Here is a 23,131-nt window from a genome sequence, read left to right on the forward strand (position 1 = left end):
TTTATTCCTCACCTTTATAAGTAAATGGACAGTCTAAGTCTTTAAATAGCGGCTGTTTCGTATCTTTTTCAGAAAGGATCGGATTTGAAATCGGCCATTTAATATTTAACTGTGGATCATCCCAAGCAAGCCCACGATCACATTCTGGTGAATAATAATTATCCACTTTATAAACAAACTCTGTATCCTTAACTAATGTGCAATAACCATGTGCAAAGCCTTGTGGTACAAGCAGTTGGCGTTTATTTTCTTCTGATAAAATAAACCCTTCCCACTGGCCATATGTCGGTGAACCTGCACGTAAATCGACAATAACATCGTAAACTGCACCTTTAATAACACGTACAAGTTTTGTTTGTGCATATGGTTCTAATTGGAAGTGCATCCCTCGTAATGTTCCAGCTTCTGCTGACATCGCGTGATTGTCCTGAATAAAATTAAATGAAAGCCCTGCTTCTTCAAACACTTTTCCGTTGTATGTTTCCATAAAAAAACCTCGGTTATCACCAAACACTTTAGGCTCAAATAAGTATGCATCTTTTAATGTTGTTTTTAAAAATCCCATTTCATTCGCCTCACAGTTTACGGTTTGCTAGCTCAATTAAATATTGACCATACCTATTTTTCTTTGATGGCTCTGCAAGATTTAAAAGCTGCTCTTTTGAAATATAACCTTTACGATAAGCAATTTCTTCTAAACATGCTACCTTTAAACTTTGGCGACGCTCAATAGTCTCAATAAATGTAGATGCTTCCAATAAAGATTCGTGTGTGCCTGTATCTAGCCATGCAAATCCACGACCTAAAAGCTCAACATTTAAATTGCCTCGCTCTAAATATACTTTATTTATATCTGTAATTTCTAACTCTCCACGCGATGAAGGCTCAATTGATTTTGCAATCTCTACTACTTCATTGTCATAGAAATATAAACCTGTTACAGCATATGTCGATTTTGGTTGTGCTGGTTTTTCCTCAATTGAAACCGCTATTCCTTCTTCATTGAACTCTACTACACCAAAGCGCTCTGGGTCTTTTACATTGTAACCAAATACTGTAGCACCAGACTCACGTGAAGCTGCACGCTCTAACATTGATGAGAATTTATGACCGTAGAAAATATTATCGCCTAAAATTAACGCAACTGAATCGTTCCCAATAAACTCCTCACCAATGATAAACGCCTGTGCTAAGCCATCTGGAGAAGGCTGCACTGCATACTCTAAACGAATGCCTAAATCTCCCCCTGAACCAAGTAATTGCTCAAAGCGCGGCGTATCCTCTGGTGTAGAAATAATTAAAACTTCTTTAATGCCCGCTAACATTAACACCGATAGCGGATAATAAATCATCGGCTTATCATAAATCGGTAATAATTGCTTTGATACTGAGCGCGTTAATGGGTACAAACGTGTACCACTGCCACCTGCTAAGATTATGCCTTTCAAAATAAACCTCCAAATTTCACTTTTTTAAAATTACTTTTGATAAAATAAATGTTATAGGAATAGATATAATGATAACTATTACTGGGGCTATTAACTCATGTATAGCTAATTGTTTTATTAAAAAATTTAAAACTAAAAAGTTAATCATATATTGTACAACATATACTAAAGGAAACTTTATTGCTTTTTCGAGCGTTAAATGTACTTTAAAGACGAACTTGCCATTTAAAATAAATGAAACAATTATCCCACTTACATAAGAAATAATATATGCAAAATTATACTCTAAAAACAACAAAAACAACGCATATATTATATAGGTAGTAACTGTATTAATACCACCCACTATAAGAAAACGGAAAAATTCCTTATTCATAAACTTCATCTACAATATATCCCGGTTTTTTTCTAGTTTCATCTAAAATACGCCATAAATATTCGCCAATGATACCGAACATCATCATCGTTAGACCTTGTAATAAGGTAATCAATGCAACAATTGATGTCCAGCCTTGAACTTCAACTAAACCACTTATATATGCAATAACTATAAAGAACGCATATAAAAAACTTAGAAGTGCAACAGTAAAACCAATCGCTGTCATAAATCGAATCGGGGCATAAGAGAAGCTGACAAAAGAGTCCACAAATAATTTAATCTTTTTAGATAACGTCCATCTCGACTTACCATGTTTTCTTTCTTGTCTAACATATGGAATAAACTCTTGCTCATGTCCAAGTGAGAAAATTAAGCTCATAATATTTGTATTTTTTTCACTAATTAATACTAGTTCTTCAACAACTTGCTGATCTATTAATACAAAATCAAATCCGCCTTTAGGATATCCTTTTATGGCAAATTTATCCATAAGGTAATAGTAAGTATTTGAAAATAATTTTTGCGAAAAACTCTCTTCACGATCACTTCTTGTCGCCATCACTATTTTCTTACCGTTTTCCCATGTATTAATCATCTTCTGAAATAGTTCAGGAGGATCTTGTAAGTCGGCAGAAATAATTCCTACACAATCACCTGTTACATAATTCAATCCTGCTTGAATCGCTTGCATTGAACCATAATTCTTACTTAATTTTATTACTTTGATTCTAGAATCGTTTTTCTGTTGCTCTAGTAATAATTTTAATGAATTATCCTTCGAACCATCATCGACAAAAACAAATTCTAAATTATAATCAGGAATTAATTTTTCCAATGCTTGAAGACGCGGAACTGTATGAGGAATATTTAATTCGTTATAATAAATTGGCACTAAAATAGAAAAAGTCTTCTTATTCATAACGATTTATTACCTCTACAACTTTCCTTACTTCTTCTATACCCATTACTGGGCTAATTGGTAAGCTCAAGATTTCATTATGTATTTTTTCAGATATTTCATAACTTAAATGATTCCACTCTTTAAAAGCTTGTTGCTTATGCGGTGGAATTGGGTAATGAATAATTGTTTGAATCTTATTATCTAACAAGTATTTTTGAAGTCTATCTCTTTCTGCTGTACGTACTACAAATACATGCCAGACATGTTGCTCATCTACTTCTACTGATGGTAGTATAATTTTTTCATTTGAGATATTTTCTAAATAGTATTTTGCAATTTGACGGCGATGTTCGTTTTCGCTATCTAAAAATGCTAATTTCACAGATAAGACCGCTGCTTGAATTTCATCAAGTCTACTATTAACACCTTTATAAATATTTTCATATTTTTTATGTGACCCATAATTTCTATAAGCCATTAATTTCAAATAAAGTTGTTCATCATTAGTAGTAATTGCGCCACCATCACCAAGTGCGCCTAAGTTTTTACCTGGATAAAAACTAAAACCAGCTACATCCCCTAAATTACCTACTTTTTTTCCATTATAAATAGCACCATGTGCTTGTGCGCAGTCTTCAATCACTTTTAATTTATGCTTTTTAGCAATGGCATTAATCTCATCCATTTCACAACTTTGACCATATAAATGGACTACCATAATCGCCTTTGTACGGCTCGTAATATGTTTCTCAATTTCAGATGGATCTATATTATAAGTACTTAATTTAGGCTCTATCAACACAGGTGTAGCGCTATTGGCTGAAATCGCTAAAATAGATGCGATGTATGTATTAGAAGGAACTAACACTTCATCCCCTTCTCCAATATCATAAGCTTTTACTATTAAAGAAAGTGCATCTAAACCATTTGCAACACCAACACAATATTTTGTTCCACAAAAATCGGCAAACTCACGTTCAAAACGATTTAAAGAATCCCCCATAATATACCAGCCTGATTTTAAAACTTGTTCTAAAGTTTCACTGATTGAATGGTAATGTTTTTCATTTAGCTTTTTTAAATCTAGAAATGGAATCATCTTTACACCACCTTTAGTTTAATTGAATAACCTCTCCAGAAGAGGTCTTAGTATATTTTTTACCGCAACTACATTCCGCCTTGCCATCTGTAAAATGCAATTTTTCTGTACATTCACAAATATAATACTTAAATTGTGCTGGGTTACCAAATACAACTGCATATGCCGGTACATTTTTGGTAATTACTGAACCTGCTCCCACTAACGAAAATTTCCCAATAGTTGTTCCTGCAATAATAACACTATTCGCGCCAATACTTGCACCTTCCTCAACTACTGTTTCTAAAAACTTTTCAGGATATTTTTTACTTCTTGGCATTAAATCATTTGTAAATACAACGTTTGGTCCTAAAAAAGCATTATTTTTTATTTTCACACCATCCCAAATATAAATACCCGACTTCACTGTCACATTATCGCCAATTACTACATCGTTTTCGATAAAACAATGATCACAAATATTGCAATTTTGTCCAATTTTAGCACCAGATAATATGTGAACAAATGCCCAAATACGCGTACCGTTACCTATTTCAGTTGTTTCTACAATTGCATGTGAATGTTTAAAAAATGCTTGCATAACTATGCCTCCTGCATAACGTTTGAATAAACTTTAAAAAATTCATCATAATCTCTGATATAATCCTCACTATCATATAACTCTGAAGCCAAAACTAATAAAACGCAATCCTCTGAAAAATCGTACATTTCATGCCAGTCATTTGGTTCTAGAATGAGAACTTTATTCGGAGCATCTAACATAATATCTTCTTTTCTAATAGTATTATCAAGATATACTTTACATGATCCGGAAACGCTTATTAATGCTTGTCTTGTTTTATGATGTGCATGAAAACCTCGTCTTACCCCTTTTTTTGTACCAAAAATATAAAACACTCTTTTAATTTCGAAAGGAACATTTATATCACTTTCTATAACAGTCAGACTACCACGATCATCCCCTAAAATGTTGACGTTTGTCATCTTGCTTTTTAACAAAATTTTCCCACCTTTCTTTACATTAAAGTCCAACCATCTAGTTTCAAAATTTCACTTAACCACAAGAATAACTGGATATATTCTTACTTTTTTCACGCTTAAAGAAAAGTTAATCTTTGCAAAACTATTAGAAAAATAAAATTATTGTTTAACATAGAATAAATAACTTATCTAACTCTTCTTTTACTTTTGCGAGTTGCTACTAATAACATAACAAATAAAGAAATTAAACTTATTATTAACCCCTCAAAAAGAAAGGGTGGAGTATAAGATAATTCAAAATTATGCTTTCCTTTTTCTAAGGGAGTTGCCATAAAGCCAAAATTAGCTACTAAAGGTGTTACTTCAATGCCATCCACTTTTAGTTTCCACCCTTTATCAAACGGTATTGAAAAGTATAATATTTCATCTTTATCTAGTTCAGCATCGCCTACAATTTTATTCGATCCATGATGAATAATATTGACTTTCAATTCTTGAAGATTATTAATACTACCTACCACTGCATTAGTATCATTTTTCAACAAAATAATTTGTTTGATTGAATAAATTTGTGCTACCCTTGAAACATCTATTCTTAATTCACTAAAATTTTCAATAGAACCTAAATCGATCTCGTATATGTTTTCCCCTTTATCCAATTGGAATTTACTAGATTTTTCTTCACTGAAAATTTCATCTATCCCCCTCCAAAAAATCTGTCCTTCATTCACTATTGGAGAGTCTATAGTTATTTTAAGTGAAAAATGGCCATTTTGAGTCTCATTTAAAGGTATGGTAATTATGGGGTCTTCATTTAAAGCTTCGAACTTAATTACATCATCTGAAGTCTCTCCTAAAAACTCAACATTTTCTCCTTTTAGTGCAGCATAATTTAAACTTATCGTTTCCGCACTTCTATCAACTATAAAAGATGACTTAGGTACAATATTCATATTAAGATCTTTGATTTTTTGAATCGAGCTATCACTTAATACTACACTGTTAAGAATCATCATATCTTTACTCTGAGTATCGAAACTCAAGAATTGTTCTTCCTCAATAAATGATTCATATGTAAATACAGTGGGCACATATAGAATATTTTTATAAATAAATATATCACCAATATTTTTTATTTTTTCATAACCAAATAAATTTAAATCACTTGATTTACTTAATAAATATTTCACTCCTAATAAGGCTTCTAAATTTGTTCTATTATTTACACCATAAATTAAATTCAAAGATTCTAGTTTCACATCTAAATTTTTTAAAAACTCTAACGTTGAGAATTGATGTAAAGAGTTATATCCTGTAATCCCATTATAATTTTGTATCATAGGATCATTTAAAAACCTAGAAAAATAATCCTTTTCAACCCTAAAGAAATTTGAATCAATTTCATTTAAATAGACCACAGCCTCATTTGTATAATCGTTATAGTTTTGTTTAAGTGTTATATCTTCAGGAGAAAGAAGTAGCCTATTATTTATAGTAGGATAATTATGAGCTATTATTTCTAACATTAATACAACTACTATTAGATATTTATATATTTTGCTATTCTTTTTATAAATACCGAATAGTAATACAATATAGCTTATTCCAAATACTATAGTTAATAATAAAGTAATAGTTAGATAAATTTTATTTTTCTCATCCCAAATAAAATATTCAGTACCTATATTTACTACAAAAATATAGGTACTAATAGTAATTAACAATCCTATTAAAGATGCTAGAATTTTTTTTCGAGATATGTTTTCTATTTTCTCTAAACTAAAAATAATCAAATAAATATTAGAAAAAATCACTACATACGTCCATCTATAATCTATTTTACTAAAAGCGTTAAACATAGTTGAAAAAATCGGTAAAAGCAAAAAGGTGAATATCATTCCAATAAAAATACCATTTACAATTTTTTCTCTTCTAGTCATATTCATAAATGCTATTGGAAATAATATAATTATTAAAATTGAACTAAATAATATTGGTGCTTCATAATAGTTAATATCCCCAAAGAAACTATTCCCAATACCTAATGTATTGTTTGAGAAAAATCTAAAAAATAATGAAATATAATATTCTAAACTATTTAGTGAAAATAAACTTGGTATATAGTTCCCTGAAATCCTTGGGCTACTAAGCACATAGCTAACTGTAGGAATCAAATAAAAAGCACTTAAACCAATGCCTATAATATAGGCTAATAAACTTTTTAAAGTTATAAAAAATAGATTCTTCAAATTAAATCTTTTTAGTGTAAAGTATCTTACAAATGCATATATTATCAAGAATAGACTCACTTGATATAAAAAATAATAAGAATTTATCGCTAGCAGTGCGACTGCAATACTCATAATAATCTTCTTATCTTCTTTAAGAATCTTTTCAAACCCTAACAATAATAACGGCAAGAACACAATAATATTAACAAATTGATAATGTTGTCCCCATAAAATAATATAGCCATTAAAAGCATATAATAACGTACTTATAATAACTGTAAAATATTTAACATTTAAATATCTTACATATTTCACAAAAAAGAAAGCTGCAACATTGATTTTCATTATTGCCATTAGTCCAAATAAATATGGTAATACATGAACTGGAAACAAAAGATAGAAATAAATAAATGGATCTCCTATAAAGATATTGGTAGCATATTGCGAGGCCCCAATCCCTGTGTTATGTGACCAAAAAGGCAAGTTACCACTTCTAATGGTCTCGTGAAGATTTACAATAAACGGCCAATATGAATCAAAAGTGTCACTACCTGTATCATTATATATATATACTTTAGCTAATGAGACGAACTTAAAATATAGAATTATAGATATAGCAACTACTATACTTAACGGTACAGTATATTCTCTTGAATTTTCATTCAAAAATCTTGTTTGGATTTTACTTAGCATAAAGTACACCCCTACTATCTTAAAATCTTTTTAGCAATTTTATGTAAAATCACTTTAAAACTAGTATTTTTGAGCTGATATATTATATTCGTTTTTTGTGCTATTCCTTCAGTAGCTTCACGTAATTCCCGTATAGAAATATTCATAATTGTATTCTCGTGCTTTCTCCTCACCAAATTCAAATACTCATCTAACTTTTCTTGTCTACTTTGACTTACAGTTCTTTCAGCTGGTACTCGATAAATAGATGTTACTTTCTCTACATAAGCAAATTGACTATTCATAGCATATCTAATCCAAAGATCCCAGTCCTCTAAATATTCCAATTTCAAGTCAAATCCACCGTAAGTATCGTATAGCTTTCGAGAAAATAAAACCGTCTGAATAGGGAAATAATTTTGAGTTAGTAATAACAATTTATTGAAACTTTGTCTATACTGAATATTGTGGAATAATTCATCATAAACATAAGGTTCTGTTGAATACACTTTAATTGGCGTTTCAAATGCAATTGAGTATGCTGCATCATTTTGAGGATTATCTAAAATTGTTTTTACTAGAACTTCTACATGATCAGCATAAAATACATCATCATCATCTAAGAAGTTAAAATACTCCCCATTAGCTAAAGACAAAGCTCTGTTTCCCACAATACATCGTCCAACTTTTTCACCAGTAGCTTCATAAATATAGTTTAAGAAATAGAATTCCTCTTCAATCATTTTCTTAGATATCTCTGGACCATCTTCTACTATAACAACTTCAATATTTTTATATGTTTGATTTTGAATACTTTTTAAAGTCTCTCTTAAAACATTTGGTCTTCCACATGTTCTGACAATAATCGAGACTAAAGGGAATTCTTTAGGTAAACTGTTCTCATAAAAAGCCCCTTCACGAATCAACTCATAATCCCAGCCTAAAAAATTAGGTTTAAAATCTAATTTTTTATTTTTTCTCTTCCAGCTTCTAAATTTCATACCAGTTGGAATACTTTTCATAAAACCTTTTGCTAATCTTTTTCTATGATTTTCGGCTGGTCCTCGAATTCCATACAAAGCATTATACATAGCATAACCTTTTAAAATATCTTTAACTGAACCATACTTATATCTCAGCATTAAGTTATTAAACGTACTATTATAAAACTGATTTGGCTTAACTTCCCCAGCAGATTTATATGTATAATGATATACAACACTACTCGGTAAATATTTTAATTTATAACCGTTTGCTCTAAATCTCCAACTTAAATCAACATCTTCTGCGTACATAAAAATATTATCATCAAAACCACCGATCTTCACAAAGTACTCTCTTCTCACCATACAAGCAGCAGCACTAGACCAAGATGTTTCTAAAGAAACTGGATTATAAAACTTTGGATGTTCATAAGGGAACTGTCGACATTCCCACAAACCTACATCATCTGTACTATTTATGGCATTGTTCATTAGCTCTGAAATCGTATTTGGTAATACTTCCGTATCAACATTTAAAAAGAATACATATGGCTGATTTGTTTTTTCAACACCAAAATTATTCGCCTTACCAAACCCTAAATTTTCGTTTGACGGATATATATTAAAAGACCCAAACTTATGATTCAGCTTATAATTTTCTAATTTTGCTACTGAGTCATCAGAAGAAGCATTATCAACAAACGTTAAATGAATTTTATCCAATGGATACTCAGACTTTTCTAAACTACAAATCAATCCATCTAACCATTTACTTGAGTTATACACAACAACAACTATATCAAGACCTATTTCCAACATTATCACCTTTTAAATTTAAATATTTTTTTTATAACTCTTAATGGTTCTGTTATTTTCCAATAAAATGAGTTGATTAATTTATAATACTCTTTTTCCAAATCATTTTTTATAGCTTGAACTTTTTCTAATTCTATATTTAAATAATCATTTCGTGACATACATTCTTGAATTTTATTCGATAAAAGTTTATTAGTTTTTTCTAATTCATCATTTTTCATCAATAATAAATTCCAATCATTTTCCAACTCATTTAATTTATTATTTGATTCGCTTAAAGTATTTAAATATCTCGTTTCATTTTCTTTAAAATAATACTTTAATAACTCACTCTGTTTATGATCATAAAATTTCGAAAAACTTAAAGAAATAATGATTTCTATGTTATCTTCTTTCAAATAATTTGGTAGTTCTATTTTAATTTGCGGATCATTATTTAGACTTAGAAAAATAAATTGACTATCTTTCATTTCTAAAAGACTTAGTTCATTTAAAGGTTTCATTTCTTTCAAAAGATTTATAGATACATTTTTTTCTAAGTACCTCAATTCAAAATTTGAAATCATCCCTACCCCAGGGCTATTAGAAGGATCTAAACGTATAGCTTTAATTGGCAGTGAAGGTAGTTGATATTTATAAGTTACTAGCTCACCAACTTCTTTAATAGGCAACTTAATTACATCATTTTCATTAAAACCATTTCCTAAATCATAAAATAGTTCTACATAATCTGAAGCAATATAAATTACCTCTTGTTTATCGTCACTTATTTTTTTCTTAGTTGAAGCTTCTATTTTTGTCGCCGTAATTACATATTGATACACATTGCCATCTTTTCTACTTCTTAAAAAATCTGCTACACTATAAGGCAAACCTTGATAAGTAGTATTTAGCTCCGTCACTTCAGGTGGTATTATAACTTTTTGAATGTCATCTATATATAATCCACTTTGCTCTATAAGCTCAATAGTACTACTTTTTGTAAAGAAACGTAGATGTGTATTATCTAAAAGCCCTAATTTACGATATTTAAATTTCCCACCAAGTAGTTCAATCAGTACTGCATTGTGTGCTATATTAGGAATAGAAATTAAAAGTTGTCCGTTAGGTTTTAAAAAATCTTTTACTATCCTTAAAATCCTCCATGGATCTCTTAAGTGTTCTAAAACATCTGCAAATATTATAAAATCAAATGTTTGGTTTTTAAATTGTTCTACCCATTCTAACGTTTCTACATCACAAACTACCATTTTATCAGTAAATTTTTCAGCTATCGAAGCAGCCTCTGAATCAACTTCTACCGCATATATTGAACAATTCAACTCATGTTTCATATATTCAGTCATATAGCCCGTTGCTGGACCAAACTCTAGCACTTTAGAATTGGGTTGGATTTTTTTTAATATCGCTGCATGAGAATTATTTGCCTTAATATTTATTTGATAATTGTACTTCATTATTTTTCACCCCAGTTGTGCTCAATACAAATAATTCCTTCAGCAAAATATTCACCTGAACTTACTCGAAAATAACTATATCTACTTTTATAATCAAGCCTTATAATACCTAAACTTTCAAAAAATCCTATATCTATAAAGTAGGTACCCGGTAATAAATTCACACCGCTATAATTTAATTGTAAAATATAGTTCCCTGGTTTAGAAGGTAAGGGTACTCCATCAAGTTTTGTGTTTAAACCACAAATATACGTATTTTGTTTATCGAACAAGGCTATACCTCCTACAATGTTTTCCATTTCAGAATGTATAGTATATTTAACTTTAATAGTAATATTATCCTTATACTGAAAGTCTTTTGTTTTATTGCCTAAAGAGTCTAAGAATTCTACACCATCAATTGTTAAAACATTGTCCTTTGATTCTTGGGGAATAGTAGGACTTTCTACATTTGTCATACCATATTTCATCTCATCTTCATAAGCTTCTATTACAGTATTTACATCCCCACTTAGCTTAATTTTCCCCTCTGAAATCCAAATAGCTCTCGTACAAAAGTTTTTGACAGAATACGTATCATGTGTTACAAACAAAATAGTTTTCCCTTGTTTTTGGAAACTTTTCATTTTATCAATACACTTTAATTGAAATTTCATATCTCCTACTGCTAAAGCTTCATCAACAATTAATATATCTGGATCCACATTTATTGCACACGCAAAAGCTAACCTCACAAACATCCCTGACGAATAGGTTTTTACTGGTTGATCAATAAAATCCCCAATCTCAGCAAACATTTCAATTTCTGGCATCTTTGCCTTAATTTCTGCCTCCGATAACCCCATAATGACACCATTCATAATAGCATTCTCTCTACCGGTATACTCAGGGTTAAAGCCACTCCCTAATTCTAATAACGCAGCTACTTTACCATTTACTAAAACATCCCCACTAGTAGCATTTAATGTATTAGCTAATATTTGTAATAGTGTACTTTTTCCAGACCCATTTTTCCCTACGATTCCTATTGTTTCACCTTGATTAATTTTAAAAGAAATATTATCTAGTGCCTTATATTCTCTAAAGAAATTTTTCTTTCCTCTATATAAACTTTGCTTTAATCTATTTATAGGTTTATCATAAACTTCATATTTTTTAGTTAATTCTTTAACACTTATTGCAATACTATTAGAGGACATCTGCAAAACCCTTTCTTGTCTTTTTAAACCAAATATAGCCGAAAGCTGCGAATACTACTCCAATTATAGTTCCATAAACCATCCAATCCCAAGAAGGTAGTTCTCCCCAAATAATCGTTCTTCTAGCATCTTCGACAACATAACTAATAGGGTTAATTTGATATATAAAATGGAACTCTTTAGGGATTACTGATATAGGATAGAAAATAGGACTCATAAACATTAATGCTGGCAAAGCTAAATTAATGATTTGTCCTATATCTCTAATATACACACCTAGGGAAGAAATGAACCAAGATAAACCTACTGTAAATAACACTAATGGAATTAAAACTAAAGGGAATAACAAAGCAGTCCAATTAAATACTCCCATTAAAAGAAATAGTGCACTTACAAGTATTACATAACTAATTAATGCTTGAAATAATGCTGATCCTAAAGTAACGATTGGTAAAATTTCTAATGGAAAAACCACTTTTTTTACATAGTTTGGGTTAGATGTAATTAAAGTTGGGGATTTAGATAATACTTCTGAAAATATATTAAAGACGAGTAATCCAGATAATAATAACAATGCAAACTCTACTTTACTCGTATTTTCACCTGCTCCCCATTTTGCTTGAAAGACAACACTAAAAACAAATGTATATATTACTAACATGATTAGAGGTGTTATAAAAGACCATACAATACCTAAATATGAACCCTTATATCGGTTAGATATTTCTCTACGTGTAAATTGATTAATCAAAGATTTTTGATTGTATATATTTTTAAATTGTGAAAAAGCTGAACCTAACATAATTTTTTCTCCTCAATAAGATATTCCTTGCAAAGCAAGGAATATCATTGTGTTTCTTGTATTTTCACTTTTCCCGAATTACTTAGAAACATTCCTAAAGCCACAAACATCACTCCAGCAATTCCCGGCAGTGTATCATTAAAAATCGCTTGGAATAAAAATGCTAAAACTCCTACTGCTAAAACAGTAGTTACAATATTATCTTGTTGCTTAAAAATTTGTTTTAATGAAGTCAAAATAGTTGTGAAAACTAGTACAATAAAGGCAATGAAGCCGATAATACCTGTTCCATATAAAATCCCCATGTACATATTATGTGGTTTATCTACTATTACTGTCTCTGTCTCTAAATTTGCTCGTGCATCAATATTATAATGTTGGAAATTGTACATTAACGAATCTAAACCATAACCGAATAACGGTTTATCTTTGATTAAATCTAACATGTACGTCCAAATGTATACACGCCCCGACCCTGCCCCAACGCCTGTTTCAGGAATCACTGGTAGCTCAACTGTTTGATTTGATGCATAAGCTTTATTATCAAATAAAGACGGTAGCTTGTATTGACCATCATTTAAAGAAGTAGCTGGCTGTGGCGTTTCCTCGACATATGGATTTGAAGAAACAAAGAAACCAAAAGTTTCATCCCAAACTTTGGAGTTTTCTTGCGCTAACAGGTGTAAGCTAATTCCAGCAGTAAGTAAATACACTACTAGTGAAATATACGAAATCAGCTTCTGCTCGGATTTAAACACAATCCATAATAAAAATGGCATAATACATACCACTGTTAAAAAACCACTTGTAGATAATGACATTAGTAGAACTAATATAGAAGCAATTGATGTAATAAATCCAACAACTTTAGGTGCCATTTTTTTCTCTAAAATAGTCCATACAAAATACATCAGCGTCATAATTGCAAACATACCACTCATATAGTTACCGTGATTTAATGTCCCTAATAAAGTTGACCCTTCACTTAAGCTTGATCCTTCAGGTAACATAATTGTTACTAACTTCTGCATCCATGTTTGTTGTAATATATCTTTCCCATAAAAATTCAATGTAATAATGATCAAATTGATATACACAAAAGGCATCATCACATACATAATATAACGAACAACATTTTTCGGATATTCGATATTCATGGCAATAAACATTAACGCTATATAGCAAAGCCAACTAATTGTTCCGTCTGAACGATTATATTGACCATTTAAAGCAATTGTAATATTCGGTGACACAACCGTAGAAACAATAATTGCAATCACAAATGCACCTAACACATAGTTTAAAAATGTTTTACGGATTGTTCCATTCATAAAGAGAATCTTTGCTACAAACAAAGCACTAACAATCACTGTGATTACTAATAACAATAATGCCTTATACTGTGTAAATAAGTCCCCTTTTGTTCCTGATGACAATACATCGACATTTGAAATTAAAGGACTAATCACTTCCTCAGCACTGGCTAAAACAATCAAAGGCATTACACCTAGTAGTAATAAAAATAATCTAAAAATCCACTTATCTACATTCTTTCTCGACTGAAGATCTTCTTCTTCGTCATTGAGAATTACATCATAAAATGAACTCATTTATGTATTCCTTCCTTTATATAGTTTCAATATAGGCTAGTAGTTCTTGTACACGTTGTTGATATGTTGGGTACTCCTGTGGGGCCCAGCCGGATTCTTGGCAACGTGTTAATACAGTCTTCGCATCTTCATATCGCTCAGAAAAAATTAACACTTCTCCAAACTGAAGCATAAACATCGGATTTTCGACATTATACGGATTAAGATCCATCGCTTTTTGCATTAGAATAGCAGCTTGCTTATAATCCCCATTATTAGCATAAACAATCGAGCCTAAATAATTGACCGCTTCCGAACTCGGCTGAGCTTGTAACAGTTCACTTATAAATGGAGTAGCTTCACTATACTTTTGTTCTGAAACAAGACTATATGTTGTAGCATATAAATTATCCTCATTGGAGAATTGTTCATCTTGACTCTTCCCCATGAACTTAGCAACGAGAATACCAACTATAATTAAACAAACGATACTTAATAATATGTACTTTCTATTTTTTTCTGTTAACTGCACTTCAATCATTCCCTTGATTTACATTTTAGACCATACTAATTATACAATAAAAATACTAGGGATTCACTAGTTTTTGGTTTTTTGCCTTTATTAATAGTAGACACTTTCATTAATACTCTACGATGTTATGCTACTTTTATGATGATACTGAATTTACTTCTATGGCATCTAATTTCATGTATCGTAAAACAAATAATACTACTTTTTCCCATGTAAAAAAATAAACCCCCCTCTACGAAAAATATCTCTTCGTAGAGGGGGGAGTTATTACAAGACTAATAAGTTTTCAACTAATTAGTTTTCTTTACGAGTAAACGTTAATGTACCTGGAGCTGTGTAAGTTGCTTCATATACAAAACCATTTACTGTGAATGTTAATTTAGTTCCAGATACGATAGCAGTCGGAATTGTAAATTTAACATTTGTTGTAGAAACTGATGCAGTATCTAATGTAGCTACTGTTCCACCTACTGTTAATGATGCAGTTGGATTTGTTGATAATGCAGGTGCAAATGTGAATACCGCTGTATCATTTGTTGTCGTTGTAGTATCTGTTTTAGCTGTAAATGAAATTACACTAGCTCCTACAGATTGAGCAACAGTTACACCTGGATTAGTTGTAATAGTAGTTACAGTACCTGTACCTGCATAAGCACCTGAAGTAATCGGAGTAATTGTTGACCCGTCTACTTTAGCAATTAATTCAGTAATTGTTGAACCTGCACCTACTGCTACGTGTTCCTTAATATTCAAGATTACTTTAGTTAATGTTGAAGCTTCAACATTAAATGTACTACCATCTCCACGGTTTACAGTAGTTGTACCTGAAACTGAAGAGTTGTTAATAGTAAAGTCATTTAATAATTGTGGTTGAGTTAATGATGAACCTGCTGGAACACCTACTACTAAATCACCAGTTAAAGCTAAGTTTTTAACTGTGATATTATCACCGTTAATTACTAATTGCTTAGCAGTAACTTCTTGACGACCTAATGCATCATATCCAGATCCAGTTGTACCAGTCACTAAAGTAGTACCACCATCAGTAGTGTAACGACCGAAGTCATATACTTTTGGTTGCGCTGTTTGATCACCATTGATAAGGATTAAATTAAGGTTTGTAGCACTTAATTTAACACCTGAATCAAAGTTAAAGTTATTAAACTTAGCTTTTGTAGTATCAGTTTTTTGTACAAAGTGTAATTCTTCGCCAACACGTAAGCTATGTTCGAATGTTGATTCAGTAACATTTACACCACCAACAGCTAACTCATCTGTTGTTTCACCATATTTTAATTCATATACAGTATCACCTTTGCTGTTAGAAAGTAAGATACGGTTATTGTCTTTATCAATCGCAACGATACGACCTTTTACTTCTGATTCAACACCCTCATTTAATAAGTTAGAGAACGTTGCAGAAGCAGTTTTGTTTGGATATGTGCCTTGTGAAGCACTTGCATTTACTGTTACTGTATTACCTACTGTTGAATATACATAGATGTCAGCTTTACCAAGAGTAGAGTTCACTTTTACAGTACGAGTGCTACCTTGAGGTACAGTTTCTAATAAACGAGCACCAGCTTCGTCTTTTGGACGATCATAAACATAAGCAACCGAGAACTGAGAAGATACTTCAAATGAAGTTTCAAAAATATTACTATTCGTTGTTGAAGTAGTATTGTTCCATAAGTAGTAGTACTTACCGTTTTGATCAGCTACTTTATAAGAGAATTTAGCTGCGCCAGAAACAGTTGTTGAAGTTACTTCTTTGTCATTCACTGTTAAGTTTGCAGTTGTAATTGTACGGTCACCGAAGTATACGATTTCACCAGCATGTTGCGCATCATTCTTGTCTAATCCAGCTTTATCACCTGTTTCGATGAATACAGTTGGAGTAGCGTAGCTATCACGGCCACCAATAATAGTGAATGAAATTTCACCTTTTGCATCCGTTAAGAAGTTATACGTTGCAGATGTTTTATCGAAATCTGAAATTTTGTAAACTGTACGTGAATTGTTATCAATCACGTAAATCGGTGCTGCTTGTGTAGCTGTACGTGCAGTACCATAATCAACTTGAACTTTGACAGGTGTGTTAGAAGTTGCAAGTTTACCATCTACATTTTTAATTACAGCTTTATAATCACGGCCACCCGTATTTACTAAATCTGCCGTTAATAAATCTTTACCATTAGTTTGGTTATAAATATAGCTTGCATTTGTGCCTAAACGGTTGTTTAATGCTGTTACACCAGCATTATTAGCAACACCGCTTGTATAATCTACTACAAATCCAGCTGGTAATGCTTCACCTGTGCGTAATGGGTTGTTTTGGTTAATAATAGTTGCATTTGTTGGAACGGCATTGATAGGAGCAGTTGTTAAAGTCCCTACAACATCACGAACTAAAATTGTACCTGCTGCAGTATTAATATAACGGTATGTTGCACCTTGATTAAAGCTTTCTGAATATGCAGATGCATTGCTTACACCTAAAGAAGTAACTTCAACTTGTAACGTTTGGATTTTTTCAAACGTTAATTTAGGTGCTTCTGCAAATAGTTCCGTTGCATCAAAACGACCTTGACTTGGATCTGTATTGTTTGTATTAGCATAAATATCTTTAAATACAAATGGAGTTATAGTTGCATTGCTACCTGTTAATGTAAATGTAGCTTCACCGTTAGCATCTAATTGTAATACTACAGAGTTGAATGTGCCTGTTGTTACAGAACCAGTCGTTGTAAATTGACCTGGGTAATTTAAATTGTTGCCTTGAGAATCAGTTACAGTTACAGATTTTACAGCTTTATCAGGAGCAACATTTACGTTTTCTTTGAAACCAATGTTTACTGTACGTGATTGATTTCCACCAGGTGTTACATTTGTTGATACACCAGCTAACTTAACTTTATAAACTTTTTTACCGCCGTTAGTAATTTTATTACCTTCAGTAACTTCAGTAATTGTTAATGGTTGAATTGCACCCCAGTATACTTTAGAGAATGAACGTACAGTAGCTTTACCAGTAGCGTAAGCTTGTACTTCGTCGTGAGTGATTAAGTCACGTGCAGTTGAAGCATAACGAGTGTAAGTATAAGTAGCTACACCATCAGCGTTAGTCACTGCTTCACCAACGATTGTTGGGTTTAAGTTAGAACCTACTTGTTGGTTATTTGTTTCACCATTAATAATGTTGAATGTTACAGGAATACCTGCAGCTGAATCACCTGTAGCAACTGTTACTTTAGCAGTTACAGTAACTTGATTACCTAAAACATTTTGTTGAGATTTTTCAACGATATCGATAGCTGTCGGTAATACAGCAGATACACCAGTAAATTTACCCACTTCTTCATCGTTTACAGTAACAGTGTACTCTTTACCAGCTTCTTGTACTGCAGTTGTTAATACAACAGTTTTAGCATCTGATTGCTTTTTAGCAACATTTTTGATGTCTAAACCAGCGATTTCGAATTTGTAATCGTTGATGTTGCCAACTTCTTCATCAAATGTTACTTCTACAGTTGTAGCGTTAATTGCTTTCACATTTGCAGATGCAACAGCTTCTAGGTTAATCGTGTTATATAAGAACTTCGCGAATTGTGCGCGAGTTACGTTTTCTGTTGGGCGGAAGTTACCGCTTGCAGTTGTAGAGATTTCAAGATCCGCTAATGCTTGGATTGCATCTTCAAATTCTGCACGAGCGTTGAATAGGTCGCGAACGTTAACGTTTTCTACGCCGTCAGCAAGCTCGATTAATGATACGCCATTAACAGCTTCGTAAGCACCGTTAAGTACTTTTGCCATTTGTTGACGAGTGATGTTGTTGCCAGCCATTAATTTGCCAGCAGCACCAGTGAATACGCCGTTATCAGCTACTAATGCAGCATATTTAACTAATTCTGAATCTTTGTGGTTTACTGGTACATCGCTGAAGCGTTGTTTTGAGTTCCAGTCAGATGGAATTTCCACGCCTTGTGCTTCAACCCAACGACCTAACATCTTAACTACTTGGCCACGAGTTAAAGATGCGCCTGGTTTGAATGTGCCGTCAGAGTATCCGTTGATAATACCTTGTTCCACTAACGCGTCGATATATGGTGCGAATTCGTTGTTTTCAGCTACGTCGTTGAATGCTGCAGCTGAAGCTACAGGAACGATCGCAGATGCTACTAATGTAGCTGTTGCAGCTGTTGCTACAAACTTTTTGTATTTCTTTGGTTGGTTAGCCATTGAAAATTTCCTCCTCGAATATCAGTTAATAATCTAGTTATCCGCACTAAAGATTCATAGTGTAAACAACTAAGTACACATTAAAGTTTAGTAGTATATATTTGGTATGTCAAATGTTTTTTGACAACAATTACATAAAAATCAATTTTATTGTCAAAATTCATCTATTCATTCCATATTATCGGATAACTTGGAATCTTTTTCATTATGCCATAAAAAAAGTATAAAAGACAGTGGTTTCTATAAAGTTTATAATTTATGTAAAAAATATTAGATAAATGTAAGAGATTTGACTTACGTATATATTTTTTCGGCACACGAAAAACACATCGATAACGTTATATGCAAGAGAATATTTGAATATGAAAACTTTCTCAAAACCTATATATATCAATGTTCTAAGGCACATATTAAAACGGATAAAAAAAGACAAAAGGAGAATTTGCTACGCAAATTCTCCTTTTGTCTCTGTCTCACTTGTAAGTATAGACAAAAATGGGCTACCAACCGTTTCCTTGCAGGGAAATTACATCTATACCTAATAAGAGGAAATCTTACTACTGTTTACAGTGTACCACTTCGCCAAAAAAAGAACAACGAATTATTACAATGATTACAAAAATATTTTTTATTGTAATAATAAAACATTTTATTTTTAACGTAATAAAGTTTATTTGGCTCTTTTATTTCTAGCTACTTCTAGTAGGAAGAGCGGTAATTTGATTTGACGCTTAATACGATGCGGTTCTTTCATTAAACGGTAAAACCATTCCATCCCAACTTTTTGGAATGCTTCTGGTGCCCGTTTGACATTACCCGCTAATACATCAAATGAGCCACCTACCCCTTGATAAATCGTTGGATGAAGCTGATCACGATTCACATTGATCCAATTTTCTTGCTTTGGCGAACCCATCGCTACGAATAATAGGTCCGGTTGTGCCGCATTGATTGTATCAAGCACCTTTTGGTTGTCCTTTTCATAGCCATCCTGTGTACCCGCGATTTGGATGCCTGGGTACAGTTGTTTTAGCTTTTCTGCTGCTTTTTCCGCAATACCTGGCTTCCCACCGTATAGGAAAATCGGTTTTTGACGTTTTGCTGCTTCCTCGCAAAGGCGTAGCATCATGTCCACACCCGTCACGCGCGATGTAATTTGCCCTTTTTGAATTTTCGACGCCAAAATCACCCCGATGCCATCAGGGATTTGGAATTCTGCATTATTCAGTAGTGTTTTTAACGCTGGATCTTCTTTCGCTTTAATGATTTTTTCAGGGTTAATCGCCACGATGAGTGACTTATGCTTCGTTTCGATTCGCTCGAATACTTTCGGGAGTAATTCATCATAGCTTTCGGTATTCACTTGGATACCTAGTACGGTTTCTTTCATATTTATATAGACCTTCTTTCTTTTTTGTTGATGGAGTTGCTTAGGTACTATTTAGTTTTGCTCACTTACCGAGTTCTAATCGGTTATCAAAAATCCCTTATCCTTAGAAAGACACATCTCGACCAAAATAGGTCGAGATGATGTCCTTTCTTATGTGGATTTCCTTAAATTTTATACTTATCCACTAAAGAAAAGCAGCGTGCCTGTGCACACTGCTCCCCTACTATTTTTAGTTTTTTGCGTCGCCTAACAGATGGAACTCAAATCCTGCAGCTTCCCAAGCGCCGCGGTCTAAGCAGTTTTTCGTGTCAAAGACGATTTTGCCCTTCGATTTAATAGAAGAAACATCCATCTTTTTAAATTCGTTGTGGTCTGTTAAGAACAGTAAAATGTCCGCGTCTTTTGTTGCTTCTTCTAAGCTTTGCGTTTGTGTCGCGTGTTTATTCTCTTTAATATGTGGATCAAATGACACGACATTTAACCCAAGCTTTTGTAGCTCGTCGACAACAATTGTCGACGGACTTTCGCGCATATCGTCAATATTCCCCTTAAATGCAAGACCTAATACAGCAACTGTTGCACCTGCAACGCCCGCTTTATTTAAAATGCTTTGCGTTTTTTGTGCCGTGAAGCTTGGCATAGAGTCGTTCGTGTTGCGAGATAGGTGAATAATTTGCGCAGCTTCCCCACCAAGCTCCACAAGGAACCATGGATCAACAGCGATACAATGACCACCTACACCTGGGCCCGGCAGATGCACATTGACACGAGGGTGATAGTTTGCAAATTTAATCGCTTCCCAAATATTGACCCCAAGCTTGTCTGCCATTTTTGCTAGCTCGTTCGCAAAGGCAATGTTCACATCACGGTATGTGTTTTCCATTACTTTTACTAATTCCGCCGTTGTTGCATCTGTTAAATGAATTGTCCCTTGTACGAATGTTTCGTAAAGTTCCTTTGTCATTTCTGCCGATTTTTTATTGATGCCCCCAACAATACGGTCATTGTTTACAAGCTCTTCAAACACTTTGCCCGGAATCACACGCTCTGGTGAATGTGAGACGAATAATTCCTCACCAATTGTTAAGCCTGATTTCACTAATTCTGGTAGCATAATATTTTCAACTGTCTTTGGCGGTACCGTTGATTCTAAAATGACAAGGTTACCTGGCTTCACATAAGGTACGATCGAAGCTGTTGCTTGACGTACATACTCAAGATTCGCTGTATTGTCCGGATTAATCGGTGATGGTACTGCTATGACGAACACATCTGCTTCTTGAGGTGTTGTCGAAGCTGTTAAAAAGCCTTCATCTACTGCTTTATTTAAACGCTCTTGTAAGCCTGTTTCCTCGATGTGTAATTGTTTTTCTTGAATACTTTTTACGGCAGCTGGATTCACGTCAACGCCGTGCACCTTGATACCGTGGTTTGCAAACATTACTGCCGTCGGAAGACCAATATATCCTAACCCAACGACACAGATTGATTTTGTCATGATGTGACTTCCTTTCTAGTTCAAAAAAGAATAGATATTATTTTATAAACGTCTAGGAATGTAGTTTGGTTCCTAAAACTTTTCATAGCTTTTATAGCATTAGCTCAAAATGAACTACCTTATAGTATACAACTTTGTCTAGGTTGTGGGAAATGATTTTTATTATAGATTGTTTAAGCATTTTAGGAGGACGTTGGAGAATCTTTGTTTTGCTCGTGTGGGGGGGTTTTTGACCAGATACACCTGGTTTTTGACCTTATAGCCTGGTGTTTTGCTCGTTCTCCCAGGGGTTTTGACCGGATACACGCTCGTTTTGCTCGCACAGCTGCTTTTTGACCGCATAACCTTGGTTTTTGCTCGTTCACCTGCGAGTTTTGACCGGATACACGCTTGTTTTGCTCGCATAGCTGCTTTTTAATCGGATAACCTTGGTTTTTGCTCGGATAGCACGACTTTTTGCTCGGATACACGCTCATTTTGCTCGCACAGCTGCTTTTTGATCGCATAACCTTGGCTTTTGCTCGCACATCATCCTAATGAAACATAAAAAAACCGCTACTTCATTTGTAGCGGTAGTTCCTCAACCGATTCCTCATTTGCTTATAGCTGTAGTTTATAAATACTGTTTCGTTTGACTCCTTCTCTTTCTAGTCCGATACTTTTTAAGATTCTTGTTGCTTCTTGGCGGTTTCGCAGATGTAAAAACGCTACACATTCTCGATTTGTCATGACATTTGAAAATAGTGCATAATACTCCTTTATGGCTTGGACATGGGCTACACGATCTGTCACACCGCAGCGTATACATTTCCATGTGCGCTTCGTTCTTACCATTGGGATTGCTCCGCACTTTCTACATTCCACCCCGGTTTGTAGAAAACTAGGATTAATATTATAGTAATCACATAATGGAAA

At 33.0% G+C, this 23,131-nt stretch carries 18 protein-coding genes; all 18 read right to left on the reverse strand.

The genetic code is table 11. The features are described 5' to 3' along the window. Nucleotide 1 precedes the first annotated feature (1 nt). Entirely contained in the window at nt 2–565 is a 564-nt protein-coding gene (rfbC, locus tag AAGS61_RS03735) for a dTDP-4-dehydrorhamnose 3,5-epimerase (protein ID WP_391367517.1), read from the reverse strand. 10 nt (nt 566–575) lie between these two features. Beyond that, nucleotides 576–1,448 carry a glucose-1-phosphate thymidylyltransferase RfbA gene (gene rfbA, locus AAGS61_RS03740; protein WP_391367520.1) on the reverse strand — a complete coding sequence of 291 codons (873 nt, stop codon included), beginning with the start codon at nt 1,446–1,448 and terminating at the stop codon, nt 576–578. A 16-nt stretch (nt 1,449–1,464) separates the two neighbouring features. Next, a complete protein-coding gene (locus AAGS61_RS03745) occupies nt 1,465–1,833 on the reverse strand; it encodes a GtrA family protein (RefSeq protein WP_391367524.1) in 369 nt (122 codons plus the stop codon). After that, complete coding sequence (locus AAGS61_RS03750; protein ID WP_391367526.1) at nt 1,817–2,746, reverse strand: glycosyltransferase family 2 protein; 930 nt, start codon at nt 2,744–2,746, stop codon at nt 1,817–1,819. The genes AAGS61_RS03745 and AAGS61_RS03750 overlap by 17 nt, the downstream gene beginning before the upstream one ends. Then, nucleotides 2,739–3,827: a DegT/DnrJ/EryC1/StrS family aminotransferase gene (locus AAGS61_RS03755; protein ID WP_391367529.1), complete on the reverse strand. Its 1,089-nt coding sequence runs from the start codon at nt 3,825–3,827 to the stop codon at nt 2,739–2,741. Before AAGS61_RS03755 ends, AAGS61_RS03750 begins: the two co-directional genes overlap by 8 nt. Before the next feature lie 13 nt (nt 3,828–3,840). Further along, the gene (locus AAGS61_RS03760) at nt 3,841–4,407 is read right to left on the reverse strand and encodes an acyltransferase (protein ID WP_391367532.1); all 567 of its coding nucleotides are present in this window, start codon (nt 4,405–4,407) and stop codon (nt 3,841–3,843) included. Nucleotides 4,408–4,409: 2 nt separating this feature from the next. Next, on the reverse strand, nt 4,410–4,826 hold the full coding sequence (locus AAGS61_RS03765) for a sugar 3,4-ketoisomerase (protein WP_391367535.1): 417 nt from the start codon (nt 4,824–4,826) through the stop codon (nt 4,410–4,412). Nucleotides 4,827–4,993: 167 nt separating this feature from the next. After that, nucleotides 4,994–7,732: a YfhO family protein gene (locus tag AAGS61_RS03770; RefSeq protein WP_391367537.1), complete on the reverse strand. Its 2,739-nt coding sequence runs from the start codon at nt 7,730–7,732 to the stop codon at nt 4,994–4,996. A gap of 14 nt (nt 7,733–7,746) precedes the next feature. Further along, entirely contained in the window at nt 7,747–9,510 is a 1,764-nt protein-coding gene (locus AAGS61_RS03775; RefSeq protein WP_391367540.1) for a glycosyltransferase family 2 protein, read from the reverse strand. A 5-nt stretch (nt 9,511–9,515) separates the two neighbouring features. Next, a complete protein-coding gene (locus tag AAGS61_RS03780) occupies nt 9,516–10,967 on the reverse strand; it encodes a class I SAM-dependent methyltransferase (protein ID WP_391367543.1) in 1,452 nt (483 codons plus the stop codon). Continuing rightward, entirely contained in the window at nt 10,967–12,166 is a 1,200-nt protein-coding gene (locus AAGS61_RS03785; RefSeq protein WP_391367546.1) for an ABC transporter ATP-binding protein, read from the reverse strand. The genes AAGS61_RS03780 and AAGS61_RS03785 overlap by 1 nt, the downstream gene beginning before the upstream one ends. After that, the gene (locus AAGS61_RS03790; protein ID WP_391367549.1) at nt 12,156–12,968 is read right to left on the reverse strand and encodes an ABC transporter permease; all 813 of its coding nucleotides are present in this window, start codon (nt 12,966–12,968) and stop codon (nt 12,156–12,158) included. The genes AAGS61_RS03785 and AAGS61_RS03790 overlap by 11 nt, the downstream gene beginning before the upstream one ends. A 44-nt stretch (nt 12,969–13,012) precedes the next feature. Then, on the reverse strand, nt 13,013–14,578 hold the full coding sequence (locus AAGS61_RS03795) for an O-antigen ligase family protein (RefSeq protein ID WP_391367552.1): 1,566 nt from the start codon (nt 14,576–14,578) through the stop codon (nt 13,013–13,015). A 16-nt stretch (nt 14,579–14,594) separates the two neighbouring features. Further along, nucleotides 14,595–15,089, reverse strand: coding sequence for a tetratricopeptide repeat protein (locus AAGS61_RS03800; RefSeq protein ID WP_391367555.1), 495 nt, complete (start codon nt 15,087–15,089; stop codon nt 14,595–14,597). Between the two features lie 294 nt (nt 15,090–15,383). Further along, the gene (locus AAGS61_RS03805) at nt 15,384–19,328 is read right to left on the reverse strand and encodes an S-layer homology domain-containing protein (protein WP_391367558.1); all 3,945 of its coding nucleotides are present in this window, start codon (nt 19,326–19,328) and stop codon (nt 15,384–15,386) included. 670 nt (nt 19,329–19,998) lie between these two features. After that, nucleotides 19,999–20,718, reverse strand: a complete 720-nt coding sequence (locus AAGS61_RS03810) for a WecB/TagA/CpsF family glycosyltransferase (protein WP_391367561.1) — start codon at nt 20,716–20,718, stop codon at nt 19,999–20,001. 229 nt (nt 20,719–20,947) lie between these two features. Then, nucleotides 20,948–22,216 carry a nucleotide sugar dehydrogenase gene (locus AAGS61_RS03815; protein WP_391367564.1) on the reverse strand — a complete coding sequence of 423 codons (1,269 nt, stop codon included), beginning with the start codon at nt 22,214–22,216 and terminating at the stop codon, nt 20,948–20,950. Nucleotides 22,217–22,816: 600 nt separating this feature from the next. Then, nucleotides 22,817–23,050: a hypothetical protein gene (locus AAGS61_RS03820; RefSeq protein WP_391367566.1), complete on the reverse strand. Its 234-nt coding sequence runs from the start codon at nt 23,048–23,050 to the stop codon at nt 22,817–22,819. Nucleotides 23,051–23,131 lie beyond the last annotated feature (81 nt).

The organism is Lysinibacillus sp. KU-BSD001, assembly GCF_042920265.1.
In the GTDB taxonomy this organism is placed as follows: domain Bacteria; phylum Bacillota; class Bacilli; order Bacillales_A; family Planococcaceae; genus Lysinibacillus_B.

What these genes read in the sequence shown, in the direction of transcription:
- rfbC (WP_391367517.1), bottom strand. Translation starts at nt 565, where the DNA reads ATGGGATTTTTAAAAACAACATTAAAAGATGCATACTTATTTGAGCCT.
- AAGS61_RS03745 (WP_391367524.1), bottom strand. Translation starts at nt 1,833, where the DNA reads ATGAAGTTTATGAATAAGGAATTTTTCCGTTTTCTTATAGTGGGTGGT.
- AAGS61_RS03750 (WP_391367526.1), bottom strand. Translation starts at nt 2,746, where the DNA reads ATGAATAAGAAGACTTTTTCTATTTTAGTGCCAATTTATTATAACGAA.
- AAGS61_RS03755 (WP_391367529.1), bottom strand. Translation starts at nt 3,827, where the DNA reads ATGATTCCATTTCTAGATTTAAAAAAGCTAAATGAAAAACATTACCAT.
- AAGS61_RS03760 (WP_391367532.1), bottom strand. Translation starts at nt 4,407, where the DNA reads ATGCAAGCATTTTTTAAACATTCACATGCAATTGTAGAAACAACTGAA.
- AAGS61_RS03770 (WP_391367537.1), bottom strand. Translation starts at nt 7,732, where the DNA reads ATGCTAAGTAAAATCCAAACAAGATTTTTGAATGAAAATTCAAGAGAA.
- AAGS61_RS03780 (WP_391367543.1), bottom strand. Translation starts at nt 10,967, where the DNA reads ATGAAGTACAATTATCAAATAAATATTAAGGCAAATAATTCTCATGCA.
- AAGS61_RS03785 (WP_391367546.1), bottom strand. Translation starts at nt 12,166, where the DNA reads ATGTCCTCTAATAGTATTGCAATAAGTGTTAAAGAATTAACTAAAAAA.
- AAGS61_RS03790 (WP_391367549.1), bottom strand. Translation starts at nt 12,968, where the DNA reads ATGTTAGGTTCAGCTTTTTCACAATTTAAAAATATATACAATCAAAAA.
- AAGS61_RS03795 (WP_391367552.1), bottom strand. Translation starts at nt 14,578, where the DNA reads ATGAGTTCATTTTATGATGTAATTCTCAATGACGAAGAAGAAGATCTT.
- AAGS61_RS03805 (WP_391367558.1), bottom strand. Translation starts at nt 19,328, where the DNA reads ATGGCTAACCAACCAAAGAAATACAAAAAGTTTGTAGCAACAGCTGCA.
- AAGS61_RS03810 (WP_391367561.1), bottom strand. Translation starts at nt 20,718, where the DNA reads ATGAAAGAAACCGTACTAGGTATCCAAGTGAATACCGAAAGCTATGAT.
- AAGS61_RS03815 (WP_391367564.1), bottom strand. Translation starts at nt 22,216, where the DNA reads ATGACAAAATCAATCTGTGTCGTTGGGTTAGGATATATTGGTCTTCCG.
- AAGS61_RS03820 (WP_391367566.1), bottom strand. Translation starts at nt 23,050, where the DNA reads ATGGTAAGAACGAAGCGCACATGGAAATGTATACGCTGCGGTGTGACA.